Genomic DNA, 25562 nt, shown 5'->3' with positions numbered 1-25562 from the left:
AACATAAGGCTTAGCTAAAATATAAAACTAAGTTAAACCATCAGAAAATACGCTAGCACAGATCCATTGAGCTTCTGTCGCGTTATTTAAAACCGCCTTCGGGCGGTTTTTTGTTGAGTCACATCTGAGATCAAGAGTTTACTTGGTGATTGAGTCGCTTCATGGCATGTTATGGGGAGATATTTTATTGGAAAATCTGATGATTACGATTCGAAAAGCAACTAAAACCGATGCACAAGCATGCTGGGATATTCGTAATGCTGCCATCAATAAAGGCTGCGCCGGATTTTATGATGCGGGCGATCTGTTGATTTGGACAGCAGGCGAACTGACCGAGCAATTTAGGCGTATCGTCGAGGCGCATTTTTATGTGGCAGAGATCTCTGATAATGCGTTGCAGGTAAAGACTGTGGTCGGCACTGTTATGTTGGATGAACCCTATGCCCAGTTAGAAGCCCTGTTTGTTTCCCCTGATGCTATGGGGCTTGGGGTAGGTAAGGCACTGCTTAAGTTTATTGAGACAATGGCGTTTAATCAGGGGATTGCCCAGCTCAGGTTGGAATCGACCTTGAATGCAGTGGATTTTTATCGCCACTGTGGTTTTGGTGGTGAAGGTTTAGAAGAGGAATCAATCTACTGCTCACCTAGGGGCATCGCCTTAGAGTGTATGGTGATGTATAAGAATCTAGAACGGCCTTCGGCCTTGCCGTTACAGAGCGTCACTTCGTGACTCACGGTTTACCGAACGGGCTTTGCCCTTACGGTGAGCGCAGCGTTCTGTGAGTGAGTTTACGAACGTTCTGTTTTCCGAGAACCTCTCTTGGCATTCTCAAGGATCGAGCATAGAGGCGGAATTAACTTGCAAGTCTTAAAGAGAGGTTGCTGACATACTCAAGGAATCAACAGATCAAGCATGTAGGCGGAATTAACTGTTCAGAGAGGTTGCTGACATACTCAAGGGAATCAACAGATCAAGCATGTAGGCGGAATTAACTGTTCAGAGAGGTTGCTGACATACTCAAGGGAATCAACAGATCAAGATGGGGGAATTAACTCCCAAGAGTATGCCAACTATCGTTCTTTCGCCTGAAATCCCGATGCGAGCAAGGTTAGCGTTAATGGCTTAAATAAAACTTAATCCATTGCAAAAAAAGACTTTATTTCCTTAACCTTTGGTCAAACTCACTTGAGAATCGGTAAGGTTTTAGTTCGTTTCAGGACTATTAAGTTGTTGGCGTTTTTCCATTAAGTCTTTAATTAAGGGCGTAAGAATAAGCTCCATCGCTAAGGACATTTTACCGCCGGGCACGACTAAGGTATTAACCCGTGACATAAACGCGCCTTGGATCATGCTCAGGTAATAAGGGAAATCGACATTATTAATACCGCGGAAGCGGATCACCACAAAGCTCTCATCCAAACTTGGAATGTCTTTGGCGCTGAATGGGTTAGAGGTATCAACCGTGGGTACTCGCTGAAAATTAATGTGGGTGCGAGAGAACTGCGGTGTCATATGCTTAATATAATCGTCCATACTGCGCACAATCGAGCCCATGACTTTTTCACGACTATGACCGCGCTCTGAAGTATCTCGGATTATCTTTTGGATCCATTCTAAGTTGACAATGGGTACCATGCCGATAAGCAAATCGACATGTTGGGCGACATTGGCTTCTGGCGTGACGACACCACCGTGTAACCCTTCGTAATAAAGCATATCGGTATTTTCAGGTAGTGGCCGCCATTGGGTAAAAGTGCCGGGCATTTGATTAAAGGGGACAGCCTCATCAAAGGTGTGTAGATAACTGCGAGTTTCCCCTTGCCCTGTTGCACTGTAGTCGCTGAAGCATTGCTCTAAGCGAGCAAAGTTATTGGCTTCTGGGCCAAAATAACTAAGATTACGGTTTTCTGCTTGGGACTTACGGATCATCACTTCCATTTCGGCGCGGGTAAAATGGTGGAAACTATCCCCCTCTACGAAAGCTGCGTTGATCCCAAGTTGGCGAAAAATATGGCTAAAGGCCGTGGTTGTCGTAGTGGTTCCTGCGCCTGAAGAGCCTGTAACTGCAATAATGGGATGTTTTGCTGACATTTTTTCTACCTAGCTAGGAACCAAAAGAGCCGCTTATGGGTAAGCGATAAAACCGCGAGTTCTATTTATACGGTACAGGGGTAGGGCTGGTCAATCTTGCCGTTTTGCTATTTGATCCGCAGGTCGTATCGCGAAAGACTCGTCATCTTCGCTATATTCTAAGAGCAGCTTTCCTTGCTTAAGCGCTTGTTGGCACTGGGCTATGGCCAAGGACATTTCCTGTTCATCTAGGCTCGCAAAACTGCCATCTTCTACTTGACCAAATAGGTATTCGCGGACAAGATTTGCCAGTGTTTCCTTTGGTAGCTGTAAAAGCACATCATAGGGGATGAGCATGGTTTTTTCCTTGTTCAATGTTATCAGACAAGCGTTCGTCGAATAGGGTGTTGCCACGTAAGAAAGCTAAAATACGACGTTCAAGATAGAAGCGTGGTTTCCATGGTGTACCGCCTTCGATAAAACCAACATGGCCTCCATAGGAATGTAATTCGTATTCGACATGCTCAGATATTTGGCTTGGATGTGGGATCACATCGTCCGTCATAAAGGGATCATCCTTGGCATGTATGATCAGTGTGGGTTTAGTAATGCGGTTAACAAAGGGCAGGCCGCTAGCGCGAATATAATAATCATCAACGCCATTAAAACCGTGGAGTGGTGCCGTGACTTTATCGTCGAAGTCATAAAAAGTATTAAGCTGCTCGACTTGCCATCGGCTTAATGGCAGAGTGTTTGCCAAATCAGGATCGGCGAGTTTTTGGTTTATTTTTTTTTGTAATTGCTTGATAAGGTAGCTTTGATAAACCTTAGAGAAGCCATGTTCGAGTCGTTTGGCACAAGCTGATAATTGCAAGGGGGCTGAGACAACCACGGCCCGAGTTAATAAGCTGCTATCTTGATATTCGCCTTGGTACTTAGTGAGTACATTTCCACCTAAACTGTAACCTACAGCTAATAACGGGGATTGCGGATACGTTTGTTGTAGTGTTGATAGGCTAAACTGCAGATCGTCTGTGTCACCACTGTGGTAACTGCGAGCGAGACGATTGGCTTCGCCCGAGCAACTTCTGTGATGATGCACAACGGCTGAAAGTTGCTGTTCTTTACAGCTCAGCAGTATGCGCCTCGCATAATGGGATGCCGCGCTGCCCTCTAATCCATGGATGATCACGACTATTGGTTTACCCTGCTGCGGGACATCCTGCCAATCTAAATCGATAAAGTCACCATCGGGCAATTCGAGGCGCTGCCTTGTCAGTGCCGGTTTGGCGACTTTCGTCAATACGGGCAAAATCGTTTGTATATGTGGACTCTTGGCCCACCAAGGTGGCATAAAAGAATTTGGCATAAGAGTTTATCTAGGCACCGCTATTGCTGAAAATTAAAACGTATGTTTAATTTGAATTCGCGCTTAGTGTAACACAATTGTTTTTTATGCTGATATTCAGGAGATAGCGATGAAACGAAGAACCTTTTTACTGGGCGCATTTGCAGGTACTGCAGTGCTAGCCTTAGGGGTTAATCTCTATTCCCCTGAACTCAGTTTACCCGATGATAGTGAAGGTAAGGATTATCGTTTGCTATTTAGTGTACTCTTACCTGTGATGCTCGATGGGGCGCTCCCCGATGTGACGACTCACAAGTTAGTGGCTCAAAATAGAACCTTAGACGCTATAAAACAGTCGATTGCTGTGTTGCCAGCCGAGCAGCAAATTGAGTTGTTTGAATTACTCGATATGCTCGAGAATCGGCTTGGGCTACTGCTATTAACCTCTAGCATGACGCCACTATTAATGCGTTCTCCTGCTGAATTAACAGAAATGCTAGAAAGTTGGCGCCATAGCTATTTTTCCTTACTACAGACGGCTTATTTAGGACTACGGGAATTAGTGATGGCCAGTTACTACGCCTGCCCTGAGCATTGGAGTCGTCTGCATTATGCCAAGCCTGAGTTATTCAAATAACGATTCTGTTAATGTTGGCATTAAACGCAAATAATCAAAATGTTACCCGTAGCACTGGAGCGCTCAAGTTGGCAATCATCGATCCCATAGTGAATGGTTTAAATTCAGGTTGGCAGCATATAGATGCGAGCCTATTGCAGGCAAACCAGCAATTTGAAGCCGATGTGATTATTGTTGGCACGGGTGCAGGGGGCGGTGTCGCGGCTGAAATTCTTACCCAAGCAGGACTGAGTGTCATCATGGTTGAAGCGGGGCCGCTTAAATCTTCCAGTGATTTTGATATGGAAGAGCGCGTCGCTTACCCGAATTTATATCAACAAGCGGCCGCCATGAAAACCGCCGACAAAGCGATTGGTATCTTCCAAGGCCGCGCCGTTGGCGGTTCGACAACGGTAAATTGGACGACCTCGATTCGTACTCCGGCTGAGACGTTAGCCTTTTGGGAGCAAAATAAGTCCGTCGCTGGATTAACATCAGAAAGCTTAGCCCCTTGGTTTGAGCAAATGGAGCAGCGCCTAAATATCCACCAATGGAATTATGAACCTAATCGCAATAATGCAGCGTTAAAGCAAGGCTGCATTAATCTTGGTTGGGATTACACTGTGATTAAGCGTAATGTAGCGGGTTGCTGGAATGCCGGTTATTGCGGTATGGGTTGCCCAGTGAATGCCAAGCAATCTATGTTAGTGACCACCATTCCCGCGGCGCTAGATAAAGGTGCACAGTTGGTAAGTCGCGCAAAAGTGGTGAACATTGAGCATCATAACGGTCATGTTTTTGCATTAAAGGCACAGGCACTTGATGTGAACTTAAGGCCAACCGCCATTGAGTTGTTATTTAAGGCCAAACATTACATCTTGAGTGCTGGCGCCATTCATACTCCAGCGCTTTTAATGCGTTCTCAAGTGCCCGATCCCCACAAGCTTTTGGGTAAACGCACCTTTTTACATCCAACTTTGCTCTCTGGTGGCGTGTTTGCCGATGCGATTAATGCTCACAGTGGTGCACCGCAATCCATTTATTCCGATGAGTTTGTTTGGAAAAATGGTGCAGAGGGGGAGCTGGGTTATAAGCTCGAAGTACCGCCTGTACATCCCATACTCATTGCCTCTAAAACCTTAGGTTATGGCATGAGCCACGCTGAGCTAATGTCACAATTTAATCAATTACAGGTGACTATCGCCCTTGTGCGTGATGGTTATCACCCCGAGAGTCAGGGGGGGCAAGTGCATTTAACATCAACAGGTTTTGCCTTAGATTATCCTCTGACCGATATTTTTTGGCGTGCGGCGAGACGCGCCTTTGCCAGTATGGCCGAGTTACAATTCTCTGCGGGCGCGTTAAGAGTGTTACCGATTAGCGATGGCATGCCCTATTTGTCTTCATGGAAAGAGGCCAAAGAAAGCATTGCCCAGATGTCGCTCGCGCCACTGCGCACTGTGGTGGCATCGGCCCATGTGATGGGAGGATGTCCTTTGGGTGAAGATAAAAAACTTGCGATGGTTGACAGTGATGGACAGTCACATTATTTAGAAAACTTGTCGGTAATGGATGGTTCTATCTTTCCGACGAGCCTAGGTGCTAATCCACAATTGTCGATTTATGGCATTACGGCACGTAATGCGAGCAAACTAGCAGAGAGACTCGCGGCAAAACTCAGTGTAGGGGACAAGGTTTAGTATGACTGAAGAATTCCTTTTAGAAGGTGGTTGCCTGTGTGGGGCGATTCGTTATCGGCTCGATGGTGAACCCTTTGATGCGGATTATTGCCACTGCCGTATGTGTCAAAAGAGTACGGGTTCAGTGTTTGGCGCTTGGATGGATTTTAAGTTTGCTCAAGTCACTTGGCTTAATGGTGTGGTGACTGAATTTGCATCATCTGAGTTTGTTAGGCGCGGTTTTTGTAAGGAATGTGGTTGCTCGCTGACCTATCGGCATACCCAATACCCTGATTATGTCACCTTAACAATAGCGAGCTTAGATGATCCTAATCGCATCAGGCCACATTACCATATTTATACTGAGAGTCAGGTCAGTTGGTTGACTATTGAGGATAACTGTAAAAGGTATCCCCAAGGTCGAAGCGCCTAAGCTCTGTGAGGTAATGGCTTTATCTAGGCGTATAAATTTAAGGTGTGAGTAGCGCTAACTGTTTTACATCGGCTTCGCCTAGCCCGAATAAACTTAGGTAGCTCACTAGGTTAGTCTTTAATCCTAATGGATTAAGCCTTCTCAGAGCACAAGTGATGGTGCGCTGTGCCTTACGCTCCATCATCAACTCAACATCAAGCATTTGCTGATATTCATCTTTATTCAGACTTGCTTTGGCAAGGCGACGTAAACGGCGATAGGGAGAAAGAAACTTCTCATCCCATTCCTTTACGGCGGCAGTCAATGTTTGCCATTGCTCAGTGCTATATTGCCTTGGCCCTGTAACATCAAGCGTGAGATCTAAATATTGCGCCAGTAGCAGCAGGTTAACATTCACTTGGCAGCTATCCTGCAATTCGAGGCACAGTGCTTTATTGTGCCCATAACTCATATCACACCAATCCCAAATTTGGCCGTCTAGTCTGGATGGATTTTGCATACATTGTCCTTGTATATTGGGGGGGGTGATCATGTTTGTAGTCCCTACTGGTTTATCACTTCGAGTTCCATTGCATCAATTTCTTCTTGCAGTTCTAGCCATTGCATTTCACTGTCTTCTAAGGTTTGCGTCAAGCTCGTTCGCTCCGTTAATACAGCGGTTAGCTTGGCTTTGTTATCTTGGTCATATAATTCGCTATCGGCCAGCAAGTGTTCTAGCTCGGCGAGGCGTTCGCTCAGCTTTTGTTGATCGGTTTCTAACTTAGTCTGCTTACGCTTGAGCGGCGATACCTTTTGGCGGATCTCGGCCTCAAGGCGTTTTTGTATCTTCTTATCAGCCGCTGGTTTGGTGTCGTCGCTATTGCTCGTTTGATTGGTACTGGCTTTAGCCGCATCGAGCAGCCATTGATGGTAATCGTCTAGGTCACCGTCGAAGGCGCGCACTTCACCTTGATCGACCAGATAATAATCGCTACAGGTTAACCGCAGTAAATGCCTATCATGGGATACGATAACCATTGCGCCTTCAAAGGTTTGCAATGCCATGGTTAGGGCGTGGCGCATCTCTAAGTCTAAATGGTTGGTGGGTTCATCGAGCAGCAATAGGTTAGGGCGTTGCCAAACTAATAGCGCCAACACCAAACGGGCTTTCTCGCCGCCAGAAAAGGGGCGTACAGGTGAAAGCGCCATATCGCCGTTAAAGCCAAAACCGCCTAAGAAGTTACGCAACTCTTGCTCTCTGGCATTGGGTGCAAGACGTACTAAATGCTGCATCGGTGTATCATCGAGGCGCAAAAATTCGATTTGATGCTGGGCAAAGTAGCCAATATTGACGCCGGGATTAGGTTCATACAAACCTGTCGTTGGCGATAATTGACCCGATAACAGCTTGATTAATGTCGATTTACCCGCGCCGTTACGGCCGAGTAAACCAATGCGTGCACCCGGCACTAAGTTTAAATGCACCTTGCTCAGGATGGGCTTATCGCCATAGCCTATTGCGACTTGCTCCATCTTAATCAGCGGATTGGGTAGGGCTTCCGGAGCACGAAACTCCATATAAAAGGGGCTATCGGCTTGAGACGGCAACAACTCAGTCATGCGCTCTAGCGCCTTTAAGCGGCTCTGGGCTTGTTTGGCTTTACTTGCCTTGTAACGGAAACGGTCAACGAAGGACTGCATGTGCGCACGTTCTTTTTGTTGGCGTTCGAAGGCGACCTGTTGTTGCGACATACGTTCGGCACGAATGCGCTCAAAGGCACTGTAATTGCCTTTGTAGAAATTGAGTTTTTGATTTTCAACGTGGACGATTTCATCAACGATTTCATCGATAAAGTCCCTATCATGGCTGATTAAAATCAGCGTACCTTGATAGGACTTAATCCAACCTTCGAGCCAGTACATGGTATCTAAGTCTAAGTGGTTGGTCGGTTCGTCGAGGAGCAATAAGTCAGAGCGGCACAGTAGCGCTTGGGCTAAGTTGAGGCGCATACGCCAACCGCCCGAAAAGCTTTTCACCGGATTGCTTTGCTCGGCTTCACTAAAGCCCAAACCCGCTAACAATGAGCCTGCACGCGAATGAATCGCATAACCACCGATAGCGTCGATTTTGCCGTGTAAGAGTGCGATGGCATTGCCGTCGTTATCTTCTTGAGCCTTGTGTAATAGGGCTTCTAATTGACGATATTCGCTATCGCCATCGATCACATATTCCAGTGCCGAGACGTCGAGCGCAGGAGTTTCTTGGGCCACAGTGGCAATTTGCCAGCCAGAAGGCAGACTAAATTCACCTTTATCTAGGCTTAAGTGACCTAAAATTAATGCGAGCAGTGAGGATTTGCCTGTGCCGTTAGCACCGACTAAACCGACCTTATGGCCGGGATAAATCGTGAGAGAGGTCTCATCTAGCAGGGTTTTGCTGCCACGGATTAATTGCGCTTGGTTGATGCTGATCATTAACTACAACTTGGTTAGAACGTAAATTCGTCAGGGCACAGATAATAGCGTACAACCCCGTATCAAACCACAGCCTGACCCGATAACTCGGACAATTATTCGACTTTTCAGGATGATCTTTAGCGAATCGCATCACATCGACCTAAGGCCTCATACTTTCAGGTAACACTGGCATTCAATCATCAGTGTGGCAAAATAGCGCCAATTTCTTCGGCCGAGTCCCTTGGCCCTGCTATCTGGTCCTTTATCTATTATGACAAACACTAAAATCAAAAAGCGTTTCGTAGCCGGTGCTAAGTGCCCAAAATGCAGCGCCAAAGACAGCATTTTACTCTACAAAGAAAACGGCATCGAAACCGTTGAATGCACAGAGTGTGATTACCGTGAACAGCAAACCAATGAAAAGGTTGCTGAAAAAGCCACCGGCGCTGTGATCGGCGTGTTTAAACCGGATTAGGTTGAAGCTTCAATTCACGTGAGAATCTGAATGTGGCCACTTTAAAGGTCACATTCTAAAGCTCGGCTAACCATTCAAGATAACGGTCTCGTCAGTTGTGTCGCATGAATTGTCATTGTTTCCCCAGTGACTCGCCATAAACTCGTCCCTGATGGCTCAACTAAAACATCCTGTTTTAGAAGGTCACAGGTGCAACAATGCCAATCTTAGCTAAGTCCTTAATTCACAATCTGCCCTAAACAGCTTTTGCCCAAAGCTCGTTATAACACCTTTGGTCAATCGTAAACGGACGAATGAGTTGCCCTACAAATTCTCATATCTTTGTCTAATGTTTGACCCTACCGTAAATTGCCTAACAATGTATGGGTATACAGTCGTATTTTAATTTAAATATTTTGTGGTGGTTTGAAGACAAAATCAGTGCGCATTTATCCAATCTGGAATAAATAAAACTATATAAAATCAATAGACTATATTGACTGGCTTTTAGTTGATAGGTTTGGAAAACGCGCATGCACGCTTTCCAGATGGTGTATTTGGCAGAAAGCTGATAAGTTCTTTGCATACATATAGTTAACTGTGCGCGTTTTCACTGGTCCAACGAGGTAAACGCGCAGCTCATAAATACTAAGACGTTAGCAGGTGTTCGGGTTTTAACAGTTTTAGTCAGTAGTTTTGTTCCGGCATTGCTCGCGTTTGGTTTTCTTAGCAGCTGCGCCAAAAGGTTAAGTTCGCCAGTTTGCGGGTTTGCTGCAAACGGTGGTGACGGCAGCGTTGTTCTTTGTGGCTTCGCTTAGCTGTTTTACAGGTTCCGGTTGGCTCGCCGTATCGCAGTTAACGGGTGTAGTTTTTAATAAAAGCAGTCTGTCGTTTGTTCGGGTTTGCCAGTGCGGCAAGCCGCGCAAGTTCGGTTTAGGCTGCTAACAAGCAAAGCCCGCCGACGCATACCGCGCAGCTGCTTTGAGCGTTAGAGGGCAACCCTGATTCATTGCAACCATAAAGACTTTGATGAGAAAATTTGCTTGCTATCAAACCTGAGCTTTCAGATTGTTTTAAAGGATACTTAAATTGATAATTGAAAAAGTGAGTCTTGAAGGCTTTAGGAACTTCCGAGAAGCAACTATTCGCTTTACAGATAAGACGCTAATGATTGGAAGCAATGATGTTGGTAAAACAAATTTACTCTATGGCATCCGTTTGCTACTTGATAAGTCGTTGTCAGATAGGGATATTGAGCCAGAAGCTACGGATTTCTTCATAGATAACGATGGAATTCAGGCAGAATCTTTCTCTATTAAAATCTATTTTTCTGATATCAATGAGGATGCTGTTCTTTCTGCGCTGAAGGGGAGTGTGAGTGATGAAAGTAAGACCGTGATTGCTATTACAGCAGATAGAAAGACACTAGATTACGAGATATCTATCGGATGTTCGGATGATGAGCTTGAGCTTATTCCATCAAGATTCTATTTGAAACAGTTAAATTTACGATATGTAAAATCCAGAAGAGACCTTCAAAAGTTTATTCAAATAGAAAAAAGACAATTACTTAAACAGTCTCAAGACCGCCTTGAAGACGAAGAACTCGAGCATGACCAAGTTGAAATGGTAGCCATATCAGCCAAGTTAAACGAAGTTAATGTAAAGATTGCGGAGCTTAACTATGTGAAAGATGCTACCTCAGCAGTTAATGAGGAGTTGAAAAAACTTTCATATAAAAATGATAACTATAGTGTTCATTTAGATACTGGGGCTATAAAAGTAAATCAGTTTATTGAAAATTTAGAATTAGGCGCATCTACATCTGGCTCAAAACTAATGCTTGGTGGTGATGGTCGAAATAATCAAATATTATTAGCCTTATGGAAGGCAAAAAGTCAAAGAGAGTTTGATCCTGAACACGAGGTTACATTTTATTGTGTTGAAGAACCTGAAGCTCATTTACATCCACATCAACAACGGAAGCTGGCTGATTATTTAATCCATGATCTTCCCGGACAAACTATAATTACAAGTCATTCTCCTCAAATAACAGAACGATATAAGCCAGACTCAATAGTTCGAATTCTCTTGGCTGAAAATGGAAGTGTAGCGGCTAACGGTGGCTGTTCGGCATGCATTTCCGATGCATGGGACGACTTAGGTTATAGGATGAGTATTCTTCCTGCTGAGGCCTTTTTTTCTAGCTGTGTTTTTTTGGTTGAAGGACCATCAGAAAAACTCTTTTACGAAGAATTGGCAATACAGATAGGAATAGATTTGGATTTTCATAATATATCAATCCTGAGTGTTGATGGAGTTCAATTCAAAGTTTACAGAAAAATTTTGGATGCTATGGAAATACCTTGGGTGTTGAGAACAGATAATGATGTTTCAGGTATTAAAAATAGTGTTAACAAAAGAGCTGTCGGTATTAATAGATGCTTATCATTGGCTGGCCTAGCTATTGGCCCCGACTATACACCAACAACAACTTCGCAAGGCTTAGTTGATTCTGGATTTTGGAAAACGACTTCAGATAAAATAAATCCACACGGAATATTTCTTTCAAAGATTGATCTAGAAGCTGATCTGGCTTTAGAGCTTCCTGATGAATTGTTAAATTATTCCGGAAAGACCGCTATCAATGATGCAGTAAAATACTTGCAGAGTAAGAAAGCTATTAGAATGCGAGAATTTTTGTCACAAAATAAAAAGGCGCTTGCAGGGTTAAGTGGGGGTGAGTTAGCTAAGCCATTGCATCATGCTGTTAAGTTGGTAGGCCAATAACATGAGTGATTTCGAGTATACTCCAGATCAAAAAGCAGCGATAAGCTCAAATTCAAATATGGTCATTACTGCTTGCCCAGGAAGTGGAAAGACTACTGTTATTGCACAAAAGATAAGAAATGAAGTTAAAGAGCTTCCGTCTTATCGAGGTGTTATTGGGATTACTTTTACTGTAAAGGCCAGTAAGGAATTAAGAAAGCGATGTAAGAAGAATGCTTGCGATACAAAAATGAGCTTTTTTGGCACTATTGATCATTTTTGTTTGAGTGAGATTATACATCCTTTTTTGGCAAGAGTTCTTGATAGGCAAAAGCACCAATTAGAGTGCATTAAATTCGATGAAATACCTAAATGTGTTATGGACAAACTGAGTGTAATACCTCATTACAGCGATGAGGTAAACTCAACTACTTTTAAATGCTTAGAAGATGATATTGTCATATTATTCGATCATGGTTTTGTCTTGCTAGAACTGCTTGGTGTGATAGCCAATCATGTCATAACGGAATCTCATGCTTGTCAAAGATATATTGCAGCAAAATACAACTCGGTATACATAGATGAATATCAAGACTCCTCTGAGCCACAACATATACTTTTTCTCAAGTTACTAGAACTGGGGCTAGTAGGTGTTGCAGTTGGTGATGTACAACAATCTATCTATGCTTGGCGTGGGAGTGACCCTGAGTTTATTAAAGAGTTAACAAACAAACCTGATGTCTTCGAACATCATATCGTAAATGTCAATCATCGCTGTCACCCATCAATTACTAATTATTCTAACCGGCTTTACGACGCTGAATGTGATTTATTGCCAGCTAGTGATATCAGAGTATATAGGCGCAACTACACAGGCACTCAAGTAGATGTTACTGAAAAAATAAATGAGTCAATTGAACTTGCATTTAAGAATAATCTAGTTGAATCATACTCGCAAATAGGAATACTTGTAAGAAATAACATATCTCTAGAATTTCTTAGTAATGGATTAAATGTACCGTTTCGAATCTTTGACGAAGACCCATTGGCAGTTAGAAACACAAGGGTTTGTAATTTATTTTCTCAGCTTTTAAGGTTTCGATTCGACGAGCATCATCGTTTAAATGATGTTGTTGAGTATATACAGTCATTTACTCCAGTTTCGAATAATAGTTTATCTGTATTGCGTAAAACGATATCATCTATTGGTGATAAAGTTCAAGATGAACTATCACGTGCAATTGTGGATATCACTGGTCAAGTCTTAAATGTCGATATCAGTGCTTCAGATAAAGAGTTGATCAATACAATATGCTTGGAATCTAGGTTGCTTCAGCACTATAAGCCGATAAATGAGAATGAAGTTCAAGTTATGACACTTCATAAATCTAAAGGGCTAGAATTTGAGCTTGTCTATCACTTGGATCTATACGATTGGATTCACCCAAAAAGAAAGTTTGTTCGAGGTTGCTTCGATGTAATATATGATAATTGGGAGCAGGAGTTGAATTTACATTTTGTTGGGATAACTAGAGCGAAAAATTATTGCGTTCTAGTTACAAGTAATAGTCGTCTCAATCGAGACTATGAAACCAAAACAGGAAAACCGTCTCAATTCTTTTCGTTGCCTGGATTAGATGGATTGTATCGATAGCGCATTAAATATGCTCTTTCTTCATAGAGAGAAAAACCTGCGGCAACCCGCAGCGTATTGCTATTTGCTCTCTAACAAGTTTCTGCACACGGAAAAATTACTCGCTGCGCTCCTAATTTTCCGGTGAGCAAGGCGTTAACCCATATAAATTTTAATCCGAACTCCACGAATTAGAGTAAAAAACCTAGCTCACTTTTGTCCAAAAGTGTGTTACGTATGTCTTTTAAATCTATAGGTTACGCTAATGCCAAAAAGGTGAGTCATGGTGATTAGCGAGACGACCGTCCGCCCCATGGACGGACTGGCTGCGAGTCGACGAGCAAATGCCATGGCAAACCTGTGTGAGTGGATATCAACTGCCTACCCTTCTATTTTTTCGAATGTTTAGGCCGTGATTTCGCGTTATTCTTTTGTAAACTTCCTTGTTATTCTGCCTCTATCAGCAAAGCGTTTGCGTCTTGTGTTAGCCACATGATTTTGGCCTTTCACGCACCGCTTTGCTCAACCGATAGGAGAGCAGCAATGAAAGTATTAAGTCAGTTTTCCGCCAAAGCCGCGATGGATGGCGATGGGGTCAATATTCGCCGTGTCGCCGATTTTGTGACGACTAAATTTGATCCTTTCTTGATGATCGACGAAATAAAATCCGATGATGAACAAGATTTTATCGGTGGCTTCCCCGCACATCCCCATCGCGGGATGGAGACCTTCACTTATATTCGTAAGGGCGGTTTTGAGCATCGCGACCAAATGGGTAATGTGAAGGCGATTCGTGCGGGCGATGTGCAGTGGATGAGTACCGGGTTCGGGGTAGTGCACTCTGAAATGCCGCTGGCCGATGCAGTTGATGGTCTGCATGGATTCCAAATTTGGGTCAATATGCCCGCCAAAGACAAGCTGCGCCCTGCGAAGTATCAAGATACTGCGGGTAGCGCGAGCGTTGAAGCGACCAATGATACTGGCGCAACCTTGAAAGCCTTAGCGGGTGACTGGGGCTTTAAAGATCAACCGATTATTAGTGCGGCTATTCAAGGATTAGCGGGTGAGGCTGCGATTGCTGATTTAAGTCTAGCGCCAAACGCTGAGGCCACGCTTGATTTGTCTCAACACGAGTTTGTCGCCTTGTACCTTTACCAAGGTGGCTTATATAAAAGCGATTCGAGTAAGGGTGAGGATTCACACTGGTCATCTGCTTCAAATCAACATCATCATGGCGAGTTTTTAGTGCTCGATAGCCAAAGTGTGCTTAAGCTTAAGGTCGATGAGCGCGGCGCGGGGATGTTACTGTTTGCGGGTAAACCTATCCGTGAAAAAATCGTCCAAATGGGTCCCTTTGTGATGAACACCCAAGCGGAAATTCAGCAGGCGATCCGCGACTATCAAGAAGGGCGTTTCGGCCAAATCGCGTAATTTGTTAAATCTGCCGTGCTGAGCTAATTCTAAATCCAAGCCTAAATTTAAGTTTAAGCCCTGTATTCCTACAGGGCTTTTTGTTGCTGTTCACGCAAGCTATGTCTATTGCTTAAGGACTTGAGGCAAAAGCCGCGCTTTGTTGCTACAATAGCCGTGCTTTTGGGTTGAGCGAGCCTAGCGCTTAAATCTAAACTCAAGCTAGCCTAAAACTAACCTGAATCTTGATAGACCAGTTTAATCGATAAGTAACGCAATTTCAGTAACCTAGCAGCCGCTTCGTTACCCACCACAGGATATTCACCTTGAGCAACTCTGATACTAAGCCTAATCCATCAATGGCTTTTTCGACTCTTAAGCTAAAACCCGAACTGCTTGAGAACCTTTCTTCTATGGGTTACAACGAGATGACGCCAATTCAGGCGCAAAGTTTGCCACCCATTTTAGCGGGGCAGGATGTGATAGGTCAGGGTAAAACTGGCTCGGGTAAAACGGCCGCCTTCGGCTTAGGGTTACTGAACAAGTTAGACGTTAAACGCTTTCGCATTCAAACCTTAGTGTTATGCCCAACCCGCGAGTTGGCCGACCAAGTGGCGCAGGAAATCCGCACCCTTGCCCGTGGTATTCATAACGTTAAAGTACTGACACTTTGCGGCGGTGTACCTATGGGACCACAGGTTGGCTCGCTGGAGCACGGTGCACACATTATTGTGGGTACGCCGGGTCGTATCGTCGATCACTTAGATCGCAATCGCTTAGATTTAAGCAATCTCAACATGTTAGTGCTCGATGAAGCCGATCGCATGTTAGAAATGGGCTTCCAACCCGCCCTCGATGCGATTATCGAACAAGCTCCGCGTGAGCGTCAGACGCTGCTATTCAGCGCGACGTTCCCTGAGCAAATTCAATCGATTGCTAAGCAAATCATGTATGACCCAAGCATGGTTAAAGTCGAAGGTAATCACGACAGCTTGAGCATAGCCCAACATTTCTATCATTTAGATGATGACAAGGCGCGTATGCAAGCGCTGCAATTATTGTTGTTAGAACATAAGCCTGAAAGCGCGGTGGTGTTCTGTAACACGAAACGCGAAACTCAAAAAGTGGCCGATGAGCTTGAAGGTTTAGGCTTTAGCGTATTGGCTTTGCACGGTGATTTAGAGCAAAGAGACAGGGACGAAACCTTGCTGCAATTTGCCAACAAGAGTGCCTGTGTCTTAGTGGCGACCGACGTTGCCGCCCGTGGTTTAGATATCGATGCGCTGGATGCCGTGTTTAACTATCATGTCGCCTATGACACCGAAGTGCACATTCACCGTATCGGTCGTACTGGCCGTGCGGGCAGTAAAGGCGCCGCTTATACCTTCTACAATGACCAAGACGGTTACAAGATTGCCTTGTTAGAAGAATATTTAGAGCGCGAAATCACCAGCGAATCACTGCCATCTGAAAGTCTGCTCGGTAGCACGCCTGCAGCGCCAACCATGATCACTCTGCAGATCGATGGCGGTAAGAAGGAAAAACTGCGTCCAGGGGATATCTTAGGCGCACTGACGGGCGAAAACGGTATCGAAGGCTCACAGGTGGGTAAAATCCAAGTGACCGATTACCGCGCCTATGTGGCCGTTAATCGTAAGGTTGCCAAGAAAGCACTGAACAAACTGACTGGCGGGCGTATTAAAGGTAAATCTTACCGCGCTTGGCCAATGAAGTAAGCTTGGTTTTGCTGTGAGGTTTTGTTAATCCGCTATTGTTGATTAATCACTAAATGAAATTGAGCTTTGGGGCTCAATTTCATTTTTTATATCAAGTTGCACCTTCAGATATTCGCTATTCTCAGTTTGCACATCTATTTGGCTTTTTTTTCTAAATTAATCTTTTATGTCCTACCAAAGCCTGATTTAGCTGCTAAATTTTTATCAGTCATTCCAATCTTAAACAAAATTTAGTTGATGTAGTCCCTGTTGTGGTTCACTAAGGAGAGTGTCACAAATGCGTAAAAATTTGCCCATTACAGGAAATGAAAGAACATTTCCGAAGGAACAGCAGCTTATTTCATCTACTGATATTAAGGGCACTATCTTGCATTGTAATGATGCATTTATCTCCATTAGTGGTTTTAGCCGTGAAGAGTTAGTTGGCAAACCCCATAACATAGTTCGACATCCTGATATGCCTGAAGCGGCATTTAAGACGATGTGGAGCTATTTACAGCAGGGCAAACCTTGGATGGGGCTTGTAAAAAACCGCTGTAAGAATGGGGATTATTATTGGGTTAATGCCTATGTGACTCCAGTGACGGAACATGGACGTGTAGTGGGGTATGAATCGGTTCGCTCTGTACCAAGCCGAGAGCAGGTAGCCCATGCAGAGCGTTTATACACGGCAATCAATGCAGGAAAAAATCCTCAAAGCAGTCTTTCAACCCTGATGGCTAATCTTCGTTGGGTAAGCCTACCTGCGATCGCTATGATTATTTCATTACTGTTATGGTGGCGATTAGGCCCAACAGAAGCGTCTATTGCTTTTCTTATCACAGCGTTACTTAGCTATGGTTTGGGAGTATACCGTTTAAACAGCACACTTACTCACCTTGTGGAATTGCTGCCAACCCCTTTTACCGATCCACTTGCAGTTGCTTCCTATGCAAAACATCGTGGAATATTGGGGCAATTGGAGGTTGCGGTATTAGCGGAATCAGCCCATTTAAATACAGTGTTAACTCGGATCGAAGATGCCTCGACTAAAGTGGCCTCACAATCGGATCAAGTGATGCATTTATCTGTAGAATCAACGGACTGTATCCGTAAGCAGCAAGTGCAAACAGAACAAGTTGCGACAGCCATGAATCAGATGACGACAACGATTGCTGAAATATCGTCACATGTGCAAGATACCGCAACCAAAGCCAGCGATGTTGATGCGTTAGCCTGTTCAGGTTCTGCGGTGGCAGGACAAACACGTAGTGCAATGCAGCAGCTACAAAAAACCGTCAATGATATTAGCCAGTCGGTGGCGGATCTTGCTGATCAGACTGATAAAATTGTGGGCGCGGCACAATTAATTGAACAGATCGCCGAACAAACCAACTTACTTGCCCTTAATGCTGCAATTGAGGCTGCAAGAGCAGGTGATCAAGGCCGAGGCTTTGCTGTGGTCGCCGATGAAGTGAGGCTGCTCGCGTCGCGAACTACCGCATCAACTAAAGAAATTTACGATATTATTCAACTACTTTCGACCAAAGCTAAAGCCTCAGTATTGATTGCTCAAAATGGATGTAAAGATACTGAACAGGGGGTTGCTCAAGTCGGATTAGCTGAAAAGGCATTAGAAGGCATTAGTGTTGCAGTGACGAGTATCGCCACTATGGCGGTGCAAATGGCTGCTGCGGTGGAAGAACAAGCCCATGTTGCTGAAGATATTAATCAACAAATTGTGATTATTTCTGAGCTTGCCAGTACTTCATTAGAGCAAGGCACAGAGGTCAGTGAAAGTGGCAAAAATCTACAAATGACATCAGAACAATTGCACGAGCTGGTAGAGCGCTTCCGTAAGGTATGACATAAATAAGCAAGGATTGTAAAAATACAAACGCCCAAATTTATGTGGATTTGGGCGTTTGATTGAGCTTGATACTAAGTCGTTTTTCTTGTTAAAGACGGACTAATCTTGGGTGTTTCTTGGGCGACTTGCACCGTTATTTGGGCGACGGGTGTTTTTCTTTGGGCCATTGGCGTAAGGATTGTCACTTGATGGACTACGATTTTCGCCAGAGCCTGAACGGCCTTCACTTGGGCGATTGGCGCCAGTGCTATTCGCACGACCGTCGTTTGAACGTGGTGTACGAGGTTTAGCATCGCCGCGAGGAGCGCCACTGACTTCACCGCTGTGTCTGGGATTCTTGTCGTTTGGCTTGTGACCACGAGCGACATCACCGCTGCGTTGACCATCTTTATGCTCGTTACTTTTGGGCGATGGTGTATGTTGTTGGCGCTGCGCACCTTCTTTTTTGTCCTCAGCTTTATAGCCATCACGTCCTGAACCCGCTCTCGGTGCAGCCTGACCTGCACTTCGGTGATTGCGACGACTTGGAATGGTTTTTACTGTGTTATTTTTACTGCTCGAATTTAAGCGTGACTCAGGCAGTGGATGTACTGGATTAAAGCCTTCAACGACCTCACGGTCGAGGATACGGTTGATAAGGCGTTCAATATCATTAAGTAATTTGATTTCTTCACTGCTGACCAATGATACCGCTTGGCCCGAAGCGCCCGCACGACCAGTGCGACCAATACGATGGACATAATCTTCAGGCACGTTGGGTAAGTCGAAGTTAACGACCTGTGGCAGCTGGTCAATATCTAAGCCGCGGGCCGCAATATCGGTTGCGACTAATACACGCACTTGACCATTTTTAAAATCGGCCAAAGCTTTAGTACGAGCAGTTTGACTTTTATTACCGTGAATTGCCGCAGCTTTAATCCCTGCTTCTTCCAGATTTTTAGCTAAACGGTTGGCACCGTGTTTAGTGCGTGAAAACACTAATACTTGTTGCCAGTCGTGTTGCTTAATAAGTTGGGTGAGTAGTGCCGACTTTTGACCTTTATCAACAGGGCAAACCCACTGTTTGACTGTGGTGGCTGCGGCATTGCGCGGTGTCACCGAAATTTCTACCGGATTGTTCACTAAGCCTTTAGCTAACTCGCGAATTTCATCGGAGAAGGTGGCTGAGAACATCAGGTTTTGGCGTTGCTTAGGTAATATGGCGAGAATTTTTCGGATATCTCGGATAAAGCCCATATCGAGCATGCGATCGGCTTCATCTAATACGAGTATTTCAAGTTGATTAAATTTCACCGCTTTTTGATTATACAGATCCATTAATCGACCGGGTGTCGCGACTAATACATCGACACCGTGGCGTAATTTTGCGATTTGCGGATTGATCGGGACGCCACCAAAGACGACCGCAGAGCGTAAGGGTAAGTATTTGCCGTAGGTTTCGACACTTTCAGCAACCTGTGCCGCAAGTTCACGTGTGGGTGTTAATACTAAGGTGCGAACTTGTCCCGCTTGGGCTTTTTGACCTTTACTGAGTAACTCTAACAAAGGAAGGGTGAAGCCTGCTGTTTTACCTGTTCCAGTTTGGGCTGCCGCCATCACATCTTTGCCTTGAAGCACAGCGGGAATTGCTTGCGCTTGGATTGGCGAAGGTGTGTCGTAGCCTTGTTCGGCAACGGCTTTAAGTATCGGGGCCGATAAGCCCAGGGAGGTAAAACTCATAGATAGGTCTCTTGTGGCAACACTTTGCTGCATTTGTGGTCAATGGCCAGGGTTCGCTGGCGGGCGTGCAGCTTACAGGATCAGGCCCTTAAGTGCCATCGAATAAAGCCAAGTCCCCCTGTAATATGGCTTAGATATATAAAAGATAGCTGTTAAAGCGTGTGGCCACTTGCCACGCTTTATTCCCATTTATTGATATTTAGCGAATTTATACCAGTTAGGGTGTTGTTCAGTATTTAGTGAAAGATCACGATTATGTTAATTTGATTGCTTTTAAGTGGTTTGTCTTGGAGTAGAATTAACAAATGCCCACAATAGGTTGCAGCGATTTTATACCTAGGTTGAAATAAGTGGATATTTCCTAAGGTGAGACAGGGCTTGAGGTTGTGTTCCTTGATTGCCAAGCCATTTTACTTTTAGGATGGGATTTTCTTGAGTTGATTATACGCCTCATTACAGGTGAACTATGACAGCGATACAGCATATTGAACGCCTTGCACGAGGGCGAAGTGAGCAGGCCGTTGCCGTCATTAAAAACGTGCAACAGATGTCCAATATTCCTACGCATGAAATGCAGTTAGCACTTAAGCAATTAGTAAGCTGTGGCCGTGTCGCGTTACATTTTCATCCCGATAGAATTGATAGTCGCGGCATGACGGTAGCAGAAGGTTTGCTCCGAGATGGTCAATATCGCAGCCAGTTTGAAACCCATATTTCTAATGGTCAGTTATCCCCTGAATTAGGTGGCCCAAGGGATCATTGGGAAAACCAACTCTTTGGCAATGTGTATAAAGGAACAAAATCCCGACCTAAATATGGCGCCTTAGATTTGAGCATGTGGCAGGATGGCCCAGCTCCTCGCTTTGGCAGTTGTTATTTCTTGACTCATACAGAAGTGATGTCTCGGGCTACCTTTTCCTACCTTGACTCATATCGCAATCCAAAGGAGAAGGGAACTTTAGGTTGTTTTGAGGATATTTTAGCAGCGCTGTTAACGGAAAGCTTTGAGCGTCACTATGCCTTAGGCAAAACTGACTTCAAGCCGCTGAATGTGATCCATTATTTGGGGCATCAACTCAATGCTTCTTTGATGTCACGGTTTGAGCGGCCACTATCAAGTAACCTCGATCATTATATTGAAGCGCAGATCCACGGTGATGTATCACTCGATGAGGATATCGCCATGCTGGTGGCTGATCCGAGTTTTAAGGGGACGGATATTGGCGACACTTTGAGTAAAATGTGTGATAGGTATGATATTGAACTGCAATATCACCAAGGTTTTAGCTTACATACGGAACAAATCCCAAGTGATTTTCGTGGCCCTACTATGCCATCACTCGCTCAGTGTATTGCGATAGAAGATAGGGTTAATGCCTATGCTATTGGTGTTGCTGCGAGGGATTTATATCATTTCCCCCAACATTGGCGTGAACGCGGAAATCGCGCTCTGGTCGCCCATGAACTCAAATTGCTTTGGCATGTGTTAGTAAAATACGGTGCTTAATTTGTAAATTGTTAAATTATCTCGTTTTTGTGAATCGGTTAACAAAAGCCTCCTACAGGGTTTCATCTATTGCGGATGCCTGCGATACTGCGTTCCTATCGCAACTTTTTCTGTCTTGCAAGTGTCTTAAACTGAGTTGTTAACCTAGCGAATGTCCAATGCAAATCGCTTAATCGTTGTCTTGTTGGAGCACCATGGATAAGTCCTTAGAAAAATCCCTTATTGTCTGGCTTAAGTCGCAAAAAAAAGCCTGTGGCTTGTTTCTTAAATTATCAGTATGGCTTGGGATGCTAAGTGCAATTGCTATGGTGGCTCAGGCGTTTATTATTGCCACTATTCTCGATGGCGTGATTATCGGTAATAAGCTTCTCCCCCTTGCGGATACAGCATCGTCCGTTGCCATTAATGCCAGCAGTTACATCCCCCATTTTATAGCCTTGATTGGCTTAATCTTGCTGCGATCATTGCTTGCCTATGGTCGTGAGCGGGCAAGTTTTGAGGCGGGCAAGCGTTTACGCAGCCATATACGTACGCAAGTTTTAGATAAACTCACTAAACTTGGCCCTGCATTCATTAAAGGTAAACCTGCGGGGAGTTGGGCCAGTATAGTCTTAGAGCAAGTTGAAGATTTACAAGACTTTTATGCCAGATATTTACCACAAATTACCTTAGCAGGATTTATCCCTATTCTGATCCTTGCAGCCGTTTTCCCTATTAACTGGGCCGCAGGTTTAATCCTATTGTTAACCGCTCCTTTAATTCCATTATTTATGATTTTGGTCGGTATGGGCGCCGCCGATGCTAATCGCAAGAACTTCAATGCATTGGCCAGACTAAGTGGACATTTTATGGATAGATTAAAAGGTTTAAGCACCTTGAAACTATTCCACCGTGGTGATGCAGAACTTAAGGTGATCGCTAAAGCGTCAGAGGAGTTTCGCAGTCGCACTATGTCGGTACTGCGCATGGCTTTTTTAAGCTCGGCGGTATTAGAGTTTTTTGCAGCGGTATCGATTGCGGTATTAGCGGTTTACTTTGGTTTTAGTTATTTGGGTCACTTAGATTTTGGCTATTACGGTGCGCACGCCAATATCACTACCGATACGAGTTCTGAGCTAGGTGGTATTCCGTTTAGCTTATTTACGGGTTTGTTTATTCTGATCTTAGCCCCTGAGTTTTATCAACCGCTGCGGGATATGGGCACCCATTATCATGCTAAGGCGCAGGCCATTGGTGCGGCGGAAGCCTTAATCACCTTACTTGAACATCCAGAATCTGAGACCACAGGCAAGATGAGTCTAAAGGGTATCGATACTGTTAAAGGGGACAATCTTGAAGTCTTTAGTATTGATGGTACGCGATTATTAGGCCCTGTGAGTTTTGAGCTAAAAGCTAATGACCGCTTAGCATTAGTGGGACCAAGCGGAGCGGGTAAAACCAGTTTACTCAATGCCTTACTGGGATTTTTACCCTACAAAGGGCATTTACTGATCAATGGATATGAGTTATCTGCAATCGATCTTGCCAGTCTGCGACAGCATTTAGCTTGGCTTGGGCAGGAGCCGCAGTTATTTCACGGTACAGTGCGTGACAACGTCGCATTGGCTGATACTTCAATGACGGATGAGCAGATTTGGGATTTGTTAACTAAGGCCAATATTGCTGAATATGTTAAGGCACAACCCTTAGGTTTAGATTCGCCTATCGGTGAGCAATCTTCGGGTTTATCCGTTGGTCAAGCTCAGAGGCTCGCCCTCGCCAGAGCGTTAGGGCAAAAAGCAAGTCTATTTGTACTTGATGAACCTACCGCAAGTTTAGATAGCCAGAGTGAGCAGCTAGTGAGTTCAACCCTTAATCAGGCGATGCTAGGTAAGATGTGTATTATGGTGACCCACAGGTTAGATCAACTAGATCAAATGGATACTATTCTTGTGCTCGATAAGGGCTTAATCGTACAACAGGGTAATTTTGCATCCTTATCTACAAGTGATGGGTTATTTCGAACTATGTTGCGTGAGAATGTAGAGTCTATTGCGGATATCGAGCTTGTGCCTTTAGATACGATCACCCAAGAGGGAGCTTCATTCGATGGTGTTCTAGATACGGCCGAAGGAGATGACCAATGAAAGTGCTGATCCCTTTTATTCGTCTGTTCTCGCGTCAATGGTTGATGATGTCCGTAGGTTTGCTGCTAACGCTGATCACCTTAATGGCTGGCATAGGGTTACTGTCACTGTCAGGTTGGTTTCTTTCGGCCACCGCAGTAGCAGGTTTAACCATAGTCACCTCCCAAGCATTCAACTTTTTTACCCCTGCTGGTGGAGTGCGTTTCCTCTTCATTGCTCGCACAGCGAGTCGCTATGGTGAGCGTTTAGCGACCCATGAGGCAACCTTTAAGTTACTAACTGAGCTTCGGGTTTGGGCGTGGCGCAAACTTTTGCCCCTAAGCGCTAAGAATTTACAAGGGCTTCGCCGTGGTGACATGCTTAACCGCTTAGTTGCCGATATCGATACCCTCGATCATTTATATCTACGGCTCCTCACGCCCATGGCGGCGTCATTGATGATGACGGGGCTTTTGTATCTATTCTTAGCTTGGTTCGACGCTAAACTTGCGCTGAGTTTATGTTTATTCTTGGTTGTCGTTTGGTTGGTAATGCCCTTGCTGTTTTACCGACTGGGACATCAACCGAGCAGAACTATGCTTGAGACTAAGCGTCATTATCGGGTGCAGTTACTGGATATGTTACAAGGCCAAGCCGAACTCAGCCTATTTGGTGCGAACGACAGATATCGGCAGAGGCTCAATCAAGCAGAGGAAAGTCTGTTTAAAAGCCAGAGCGCGATGGCCAATATTACGGCACTCAGCCAAGCCATGTTGATCCTCTCCACGGGTTCGGCCCTTATTATGATGCTGTATTTAGCTGCCAATGGGGTGGGTGATGCCGTGCCGCCGGGGCCCATGTTCGCACTGATGGTGTTTGCGACCATGGCGTGTATTGAAATGATGATGCTAATTGCTGGCGCATTTCAGCATCTTTCGGGCTGTGTACTTGCCGCAACGCGGATTAATGAAATCACCGAACAAGAGGCTGATATTCAATTTGTTGCCGATAATGGCCTTCGGGCACATTCAGGCGCATTACAGATTGAAGATATTCACTTTGGTTATAGGGAAGGCCAAAGCGTGCTACAAGGTTTGTCCCTTGAGATAAAAGCCGGACAAAAAGTGGCGCTATTGGGGGCTACGGGGTGTGGTAAATCGAGTCTATTAGCGTTGATTACCCGTGAATGGCAAGCGCAGCAAGGGGATATTAAGCTTGATGGTCATCTACTGTCAGACTATAGCGAGCGTGGTCTTAGGGATGCGATAACCGTCGTCAGTCAGCGGATCTATCTGTTTGCGGGTACGCTGAGGGAAAACCTCGTGCTCGCCTTACCTGTTATTGATGGTGAAAAACGCACCGCCCACGACGCGCGTTTGGTTGAGGTATTGCAACGTGTAGGGCTAGGTGCGTTGCTTACGGGTGATAAGCCGCTGGATATGTGGATTGGTGAAGGTGGGCGCCAACTTTCTGGGGGCGAGCAGCGCCGTATTGGTGTCGCAAGGGCGCTGTTGCGTGATGCACCACTGTTATTGTTAGATGAGCCGACAGAAGGACTGGATAAACGCACTGAACGGGAAATTTTAAGTTTACTATTTGAATTTGCTAAGGATAAAACCTTATTAATGATTAGCCATCGTTTGACCGCGATGGCTAAGATGGATCAAATTCATCTGCTGGATGGGGGCAAGATTATTGCCTCAGGTAGCCACCAAAGTTTGATGCAAAACTGCCCTGCCTATCAGGCCCTTTACAAGCGTCTTGGTTAATCACCTTTAGTCGGCCGTTATTTGCGTT

At 44.9% G+C, this 25562-nt stretch carries 19 protein-coding genes; 13 read left to right on the top strand and 6 right to left on the bottom strand.

Going from position 1 to position 25562, the window contains the following annotated elements; all coding sequences use genetic code 11:
* Nucleotides 1–199: 199 nt before the first annotated feature.
* On the top strand, nt 200–730 hold the full coding sequence (locus tag JEZ96_RS15575) for a GNAT family N-acetyltransferase (RefSeq protein WP_061782959.1): 531 nt from the start codon (nt 200–202) through the stop codon (nt 728–730).
* A gap of 474 nt (nt 731–1204) precedes the next feature.
* Here JEZ96_RS15575 and JEZ96_RS15570 read toward each other — a convergent pair whose 3' ends face one another.
* From JEZ96_RS15570 to JEZ96_RS15560, 3 genes are all read right to left on the bottom strand, one after another.
* Entirely contained in the window at nt 1205–2092 is an 888-nt protein-coding gene (locus tag JEZ96_RS15570; protein WP_011788197.1) for a phosphoribulokinase, read from the bottom strand.
* A gap of 90 nt (nt 2093–2182) precedes the next feature.
* Nucleotides 2183–2428, bottom strand: a complete 246-nt coding sequence (locus JEZ96_RS15565) for a YheU family protein (protein WP_011788198.1) — start codon at nt 2426–2428, stop codon at nt 2183–2185.
* Complete coding sequence (locus tag JEZ96_RS15560; protein ID WP_025007569.1) at nt 2412–3440, bottom strand: hydrolase; 1029 nt, start codon at nt 3438–3440, stop codon at nt 2412–2414. Before JEZ96_RS15560 ends, JEZ96_RS15565 begins: the two co-directional genes overlap by 17 nt.
* Nucleotides 3441–3549: 109 nt before the next feature.
* On the opposite strand from JEZ96_RS15560, the gene JEZ96_RS15555 reads away from it, so the two are divergent.
* The 3 genes from JEZ96_RS15555 (at nt 3550) to JEZ96_RS15545 (ending at nt 6147) form a co-directional block, all read left to right on the top strand.
* Nucleotides 3550–4056, top strand: coding sequence for a hypothetical protein (locus tag JEZ96_RS15555; RefSeq protein WP_061782956.1), 507 nt, complete (start codon nt 3550–3552; stop codon nt 4054–4056).
* Nucleotides 4057–4124: 68 nt separating this feature from the next.
* Nucleotides 4125–5735 (top strand): GMC family oxidoreductase, encoded by a 1611-nt coding sequence (locus tag JEZ96_RS15550; RefSeq protein ID WP_198779885.1) that lies wholly within the window; start codon nt 4125–4127, stop codon nt 5733–5735.
* A gap of 1 nt (nt 5736) precedes the next feature.
* Nucleotides 5737–6147 (top strand): GFA family protein, encoded by a 411-nt coding sequence (locus JEZ96_RS15545; RefSeq protein WP_011788202.1) that lies wholly within the window; start codon nt 5737–5739, stop codon nt 6145–6147.
* A 37-nt stretch (nt 6148–6184) separates the two neighbouring features.
* Here the strand turns inward: JEZ96_RS15545 and JEZ96_RS15540 are convergent, their stop codons facing one another.
* Nucleotides 6185–6646: a DUF2390 domain-containing protein gene (locus tag JEZ96_RS15540; RefSeq protein ID WP_014611257.1), complete on the bottom strand. Its 462-nt coding sequence runs from the start codon at nt 6644–6646 to the stop codon at nt 6185–6187.
* 44 nt (nt 6647–6690) lie between these two features.
* Nucleotides 6691–8601: an ABC transporter ATP-binding protein gene (locus tag JEZ96_RS15535; protein ID WP_128090252.1), complete on the bottom strand. Its 1911-nt coding sequence runs from the start codon at nt 8599–8601 to the stop codon at nt 6691–6693.
* 253 nt (nt 8602–8854) lie between these two features.
* Here JEZ96_RS15535 and JEZ96_RS15530 point away from each other — a divergent pair, with 253 nt between their 5' ends.
* The 6 genes from JEZ96_RS15530 (at nt 8855) to JEZ96_RS15505 (ending at nt 18431) form a co-directional block, all read left to right on the top strand.
* Nucleotides 8855–9058 (top strand): YheV family putative zinc ribbon protein, encoded by a 204-nt coding sequence (locus JEZ96_RS15530; protein ID WP_025007571.1) that lies wholly within the window; start codon nt 8855–8857, stop codon nt 9056–9058.
* A gap of 1068 nt (nt 9059–10126) precedes the next feature.
* Nucleotides 10127–11827, top strand: a complete 1701-nt coding sequence (locus JEZ96_RS15525) for an ATP-dependent nuclease (protein WP_025007572.1) — start codon at nt 10127–10129, stop codon at nt 11825–11827.
* Between the two features lies 1 nt (nt 11828).
* The gene (locus tag JEZ96_RS15520; RefSeq protein ID WP_025007573.1) at nt 11829–13460 is read left to right on the top strand and encodes a UvrD-helicase domain-containing protein; all 1632 of its coding nucleotides are present in this window, start codon (nt 11829–11831) and stop codon (nt 13458–13460) included.
* A gap of 522 nt (nt 13461–13982) precedes the next feature.
* Complete coding sequence (locus tag JEZ96_RS15515; protein WP_025007574.1) at nt 13983–14870, top strand: pirin family protein; 888 nt, start codon at nt 13983–13985, stop codon at nt 14868–14870.
* A 338-nt stretch (nt 14871–15208) separates the two neighbouring features.
* Nucleotides 15209–16585 (top strand): ATP-dependent RNA helicase DbpA, encoded by a 1377-nt coding sequence (gene dbpA / locus JEZ96_RS15510; RefSeq protein WP_011788211.1) that lies wholly within the window; start codon nt 15209–15211, stop codon nt 16583–16585.
* A gap of 277 nt (nt 16586–16862) precedes the next feature.
* The gene (locus JEZ96_RS15505; RefSeq protein WP_011788212.1) at nt 16863–18431 is read left to right on the top strand and encodes a methyl-accepting chemotaxis protein; all 1569 of its coding nucleotides are present in this window, start codon (nt 16863–16865) and stop codon (nt 18429–18431) included.
* Between the two features lie 102 nt (nt 18432–18533).
* Here JEZ96_RS15505 and JEZ96_RS15500 read toward each other — a convergent pair whose 3' ends face one another.
* Entirely contained in the window at nt 18534–20153 is a 1620-nt protein-coding gene (locus JEZ96_RS15500) for a DEAD/DEAH box helicase (RefSeq protein ID WP_061782955.1), read from the bottom strand.
* Nucleotides 20154–20619: 466 nt separating this feature from the next.
* On the opposite strand from JEZ96_RS15500, the gene JEZ96_RS15495 reads away from it, so the two are divergent.
* From JEZ96_RS15495 to cydC, 3 genes are all read left to right on the top strand, one after another.
* Nucleotides 20620–21660 (top strand): DUF3626 domain-containing protein, encoded by a 1041-nt coding sequence (locus tag JEZ96_RS15495; protein WP_025007575.1) that lies wholly within the window; start codon nt 20620–20622, stop codon nt 21658–21660.
* Nucleotides 21661–21854: 194 nt separating this feature from the next.
* Nucleotides 21855–23786, top strand: coding sequence for a heme ABC transporter permease/ATP-binding protein CydD (cydD, locus tag JEZ96_RS15490; protein ID WP_061782954.1), 1932 nt, complete (start codon nt 21855–21857; stop codon nt 23784–23786).
* Nucleotides 23783–25534 carry a heme ABC transporter ATP-binding protein/permease CydC gene (gene cydC / locus JEZ96_RS15485; RefSeq protein ID WP_128090253.1) on the top strand — a complete coding sequence of 584 codons (1752 nt, stop codon included), beginning with the start codon at nt 23783–23785 and terminating at the stop codon, nt 25532–25534. The genes cydD and cydC overlap by 4 nt, the downstream gene beginning before the upstream one ends.
* The last annotated feature ends 28 nt before the right edge of the window (nt 25535–25562 follow it).

It is taken from the genome of Shewanella putrefaciens (assembly GCF_016406325.1).
Classification (GTDB): domain Bacteria; phylum Pseudomonadota; class Gammaproteobacteria; order Enterobacterales; family Shewanellaceae; genus Shewanella; species Shewanella putrefaciens.
The sequence above is the reverse complement of the archived record's forward strand: the minus strand, read 5'-3'. Positions and strand labels throughout refer to the sequence as shown.

Bases quoted from the DNA above. Each gene is read 5' to 3' on its own strand.
- JEZ96_RS15530 (WP_025007571.1), top strand. From the start codon at position 8,855: ATGACAAACACTAAAATCAAAAAGCGTTTCGTAGCCGGTGCTAAGTGC.
- JEZ96_RS15545 (WP_011788202.1), top strand. From the start codon at position 5,737: ATGACTGAAGAATTCCTTTTAGAAGGTGGTTGCCTGTGTGGGGCGATT.
- dbpA (WP_011788211.1), top strand. From the start codon at position 15,209: ATGGCTTTTTCGACTCTTAAGCTAAAACCCGAACTGCTTGAGAACCTT.
- JEZ96_RS15570 (WP_011788197.1), bottom strand. From the start codon at position 2,092: ATGTCAGCAAAACATCCCATTATTGCAGTTACAGGCTCTTCAGGCGCA.
- JEZ96_RS15575 (WP_061782959.1), top strand. From the start codon at position 200: ATGATTACGATTCGAAAAGCAACTAAAACCGATGCACAAGCATGCTGG.
- JEZ96_RS15560 (WP_025007569.1), bottom strand. From the start codon at position 3,440: ATGCCAAATTCTTTTATGCCACCTTGGTGGGCCAAGAGTCCACATATA.
- JEZ96_RS15495 (WP_025007575.1), top strand. From the start codon at position 20,620: ATGACAGCGATACAGCATATTGAACGCCTTGCACGAGGGCGAAGTGAG.
- JEZ96_RS15535 (WP_128090252.1), bottom strand. From the start codon at position 8,601: ATGATCAGCATCAACCAAGCGCAATTAATCCGTGGCAGCAAAACCCTG.
- JEZ96_RS15565 (WP_011788198.1), bottom strand. From the start codon at position 2,428: ATGCTCATCCCCTATGATGTGCTTTTACAGCTACCAAAGGAAACACTG.
- JEZ96_RS15515 (WP_025007574.1), top strand. From the start codon at position 13,983: ATGAAAGTATTAAGTCAGTTTTCCGCCAAAGCCGCGATGGATGGCGAT.
- JEZ96_RS15555 (WP_061782956.1), top strand. From the start codon at position 3,550: ATGAAACGAAGAACCTTTTTACTGGGCGCATTTGCAGGTACTGCAGTG.
- JEZ96_RS15540 (WP_014611257.1), bottom strand. From the start codon at position 6,646: ATGCAAAATCCATCCAGACTAGACGGCCAAATTTGGGATTGGTGTGAT.
- JEZ96_RS15520 (WP_025007573.1), top strand. From the start codon at position 11,829: ATGAGTGATTTCGAGTATACTCCAGATCAAAAAGCAGCGATAAGCTCA.
- JEZ96_RS15500 (WP_061782955.1), bottom strand. From the start codon at position 20,153: ATGAGTTTTACCTCCCTGGGCTTATCGGCCCCGATACTTAAAGCCGTT.
- cydD (WP_061782954.1), top strand. From the start codon at position 21,855: ATGGATAAGTCCTTAGAAAAATCCCTTATTGTCTGGCTTAAGTCGCAA.
- cydC (WP_128090253.1), top strand. From the start codon at position 23,783: ATGAAAGTGCTGATCCCTTTTATTCGTCTGTTCTCGCGTCAATGGTTG.
- JEZ96_RS15505 (WP_011788212.1), top strand. From the start codon at position 16,863: ATGCGTAAAAATTTGCCCATTACAGGAAATGAAAGAACATTTCCGAAG.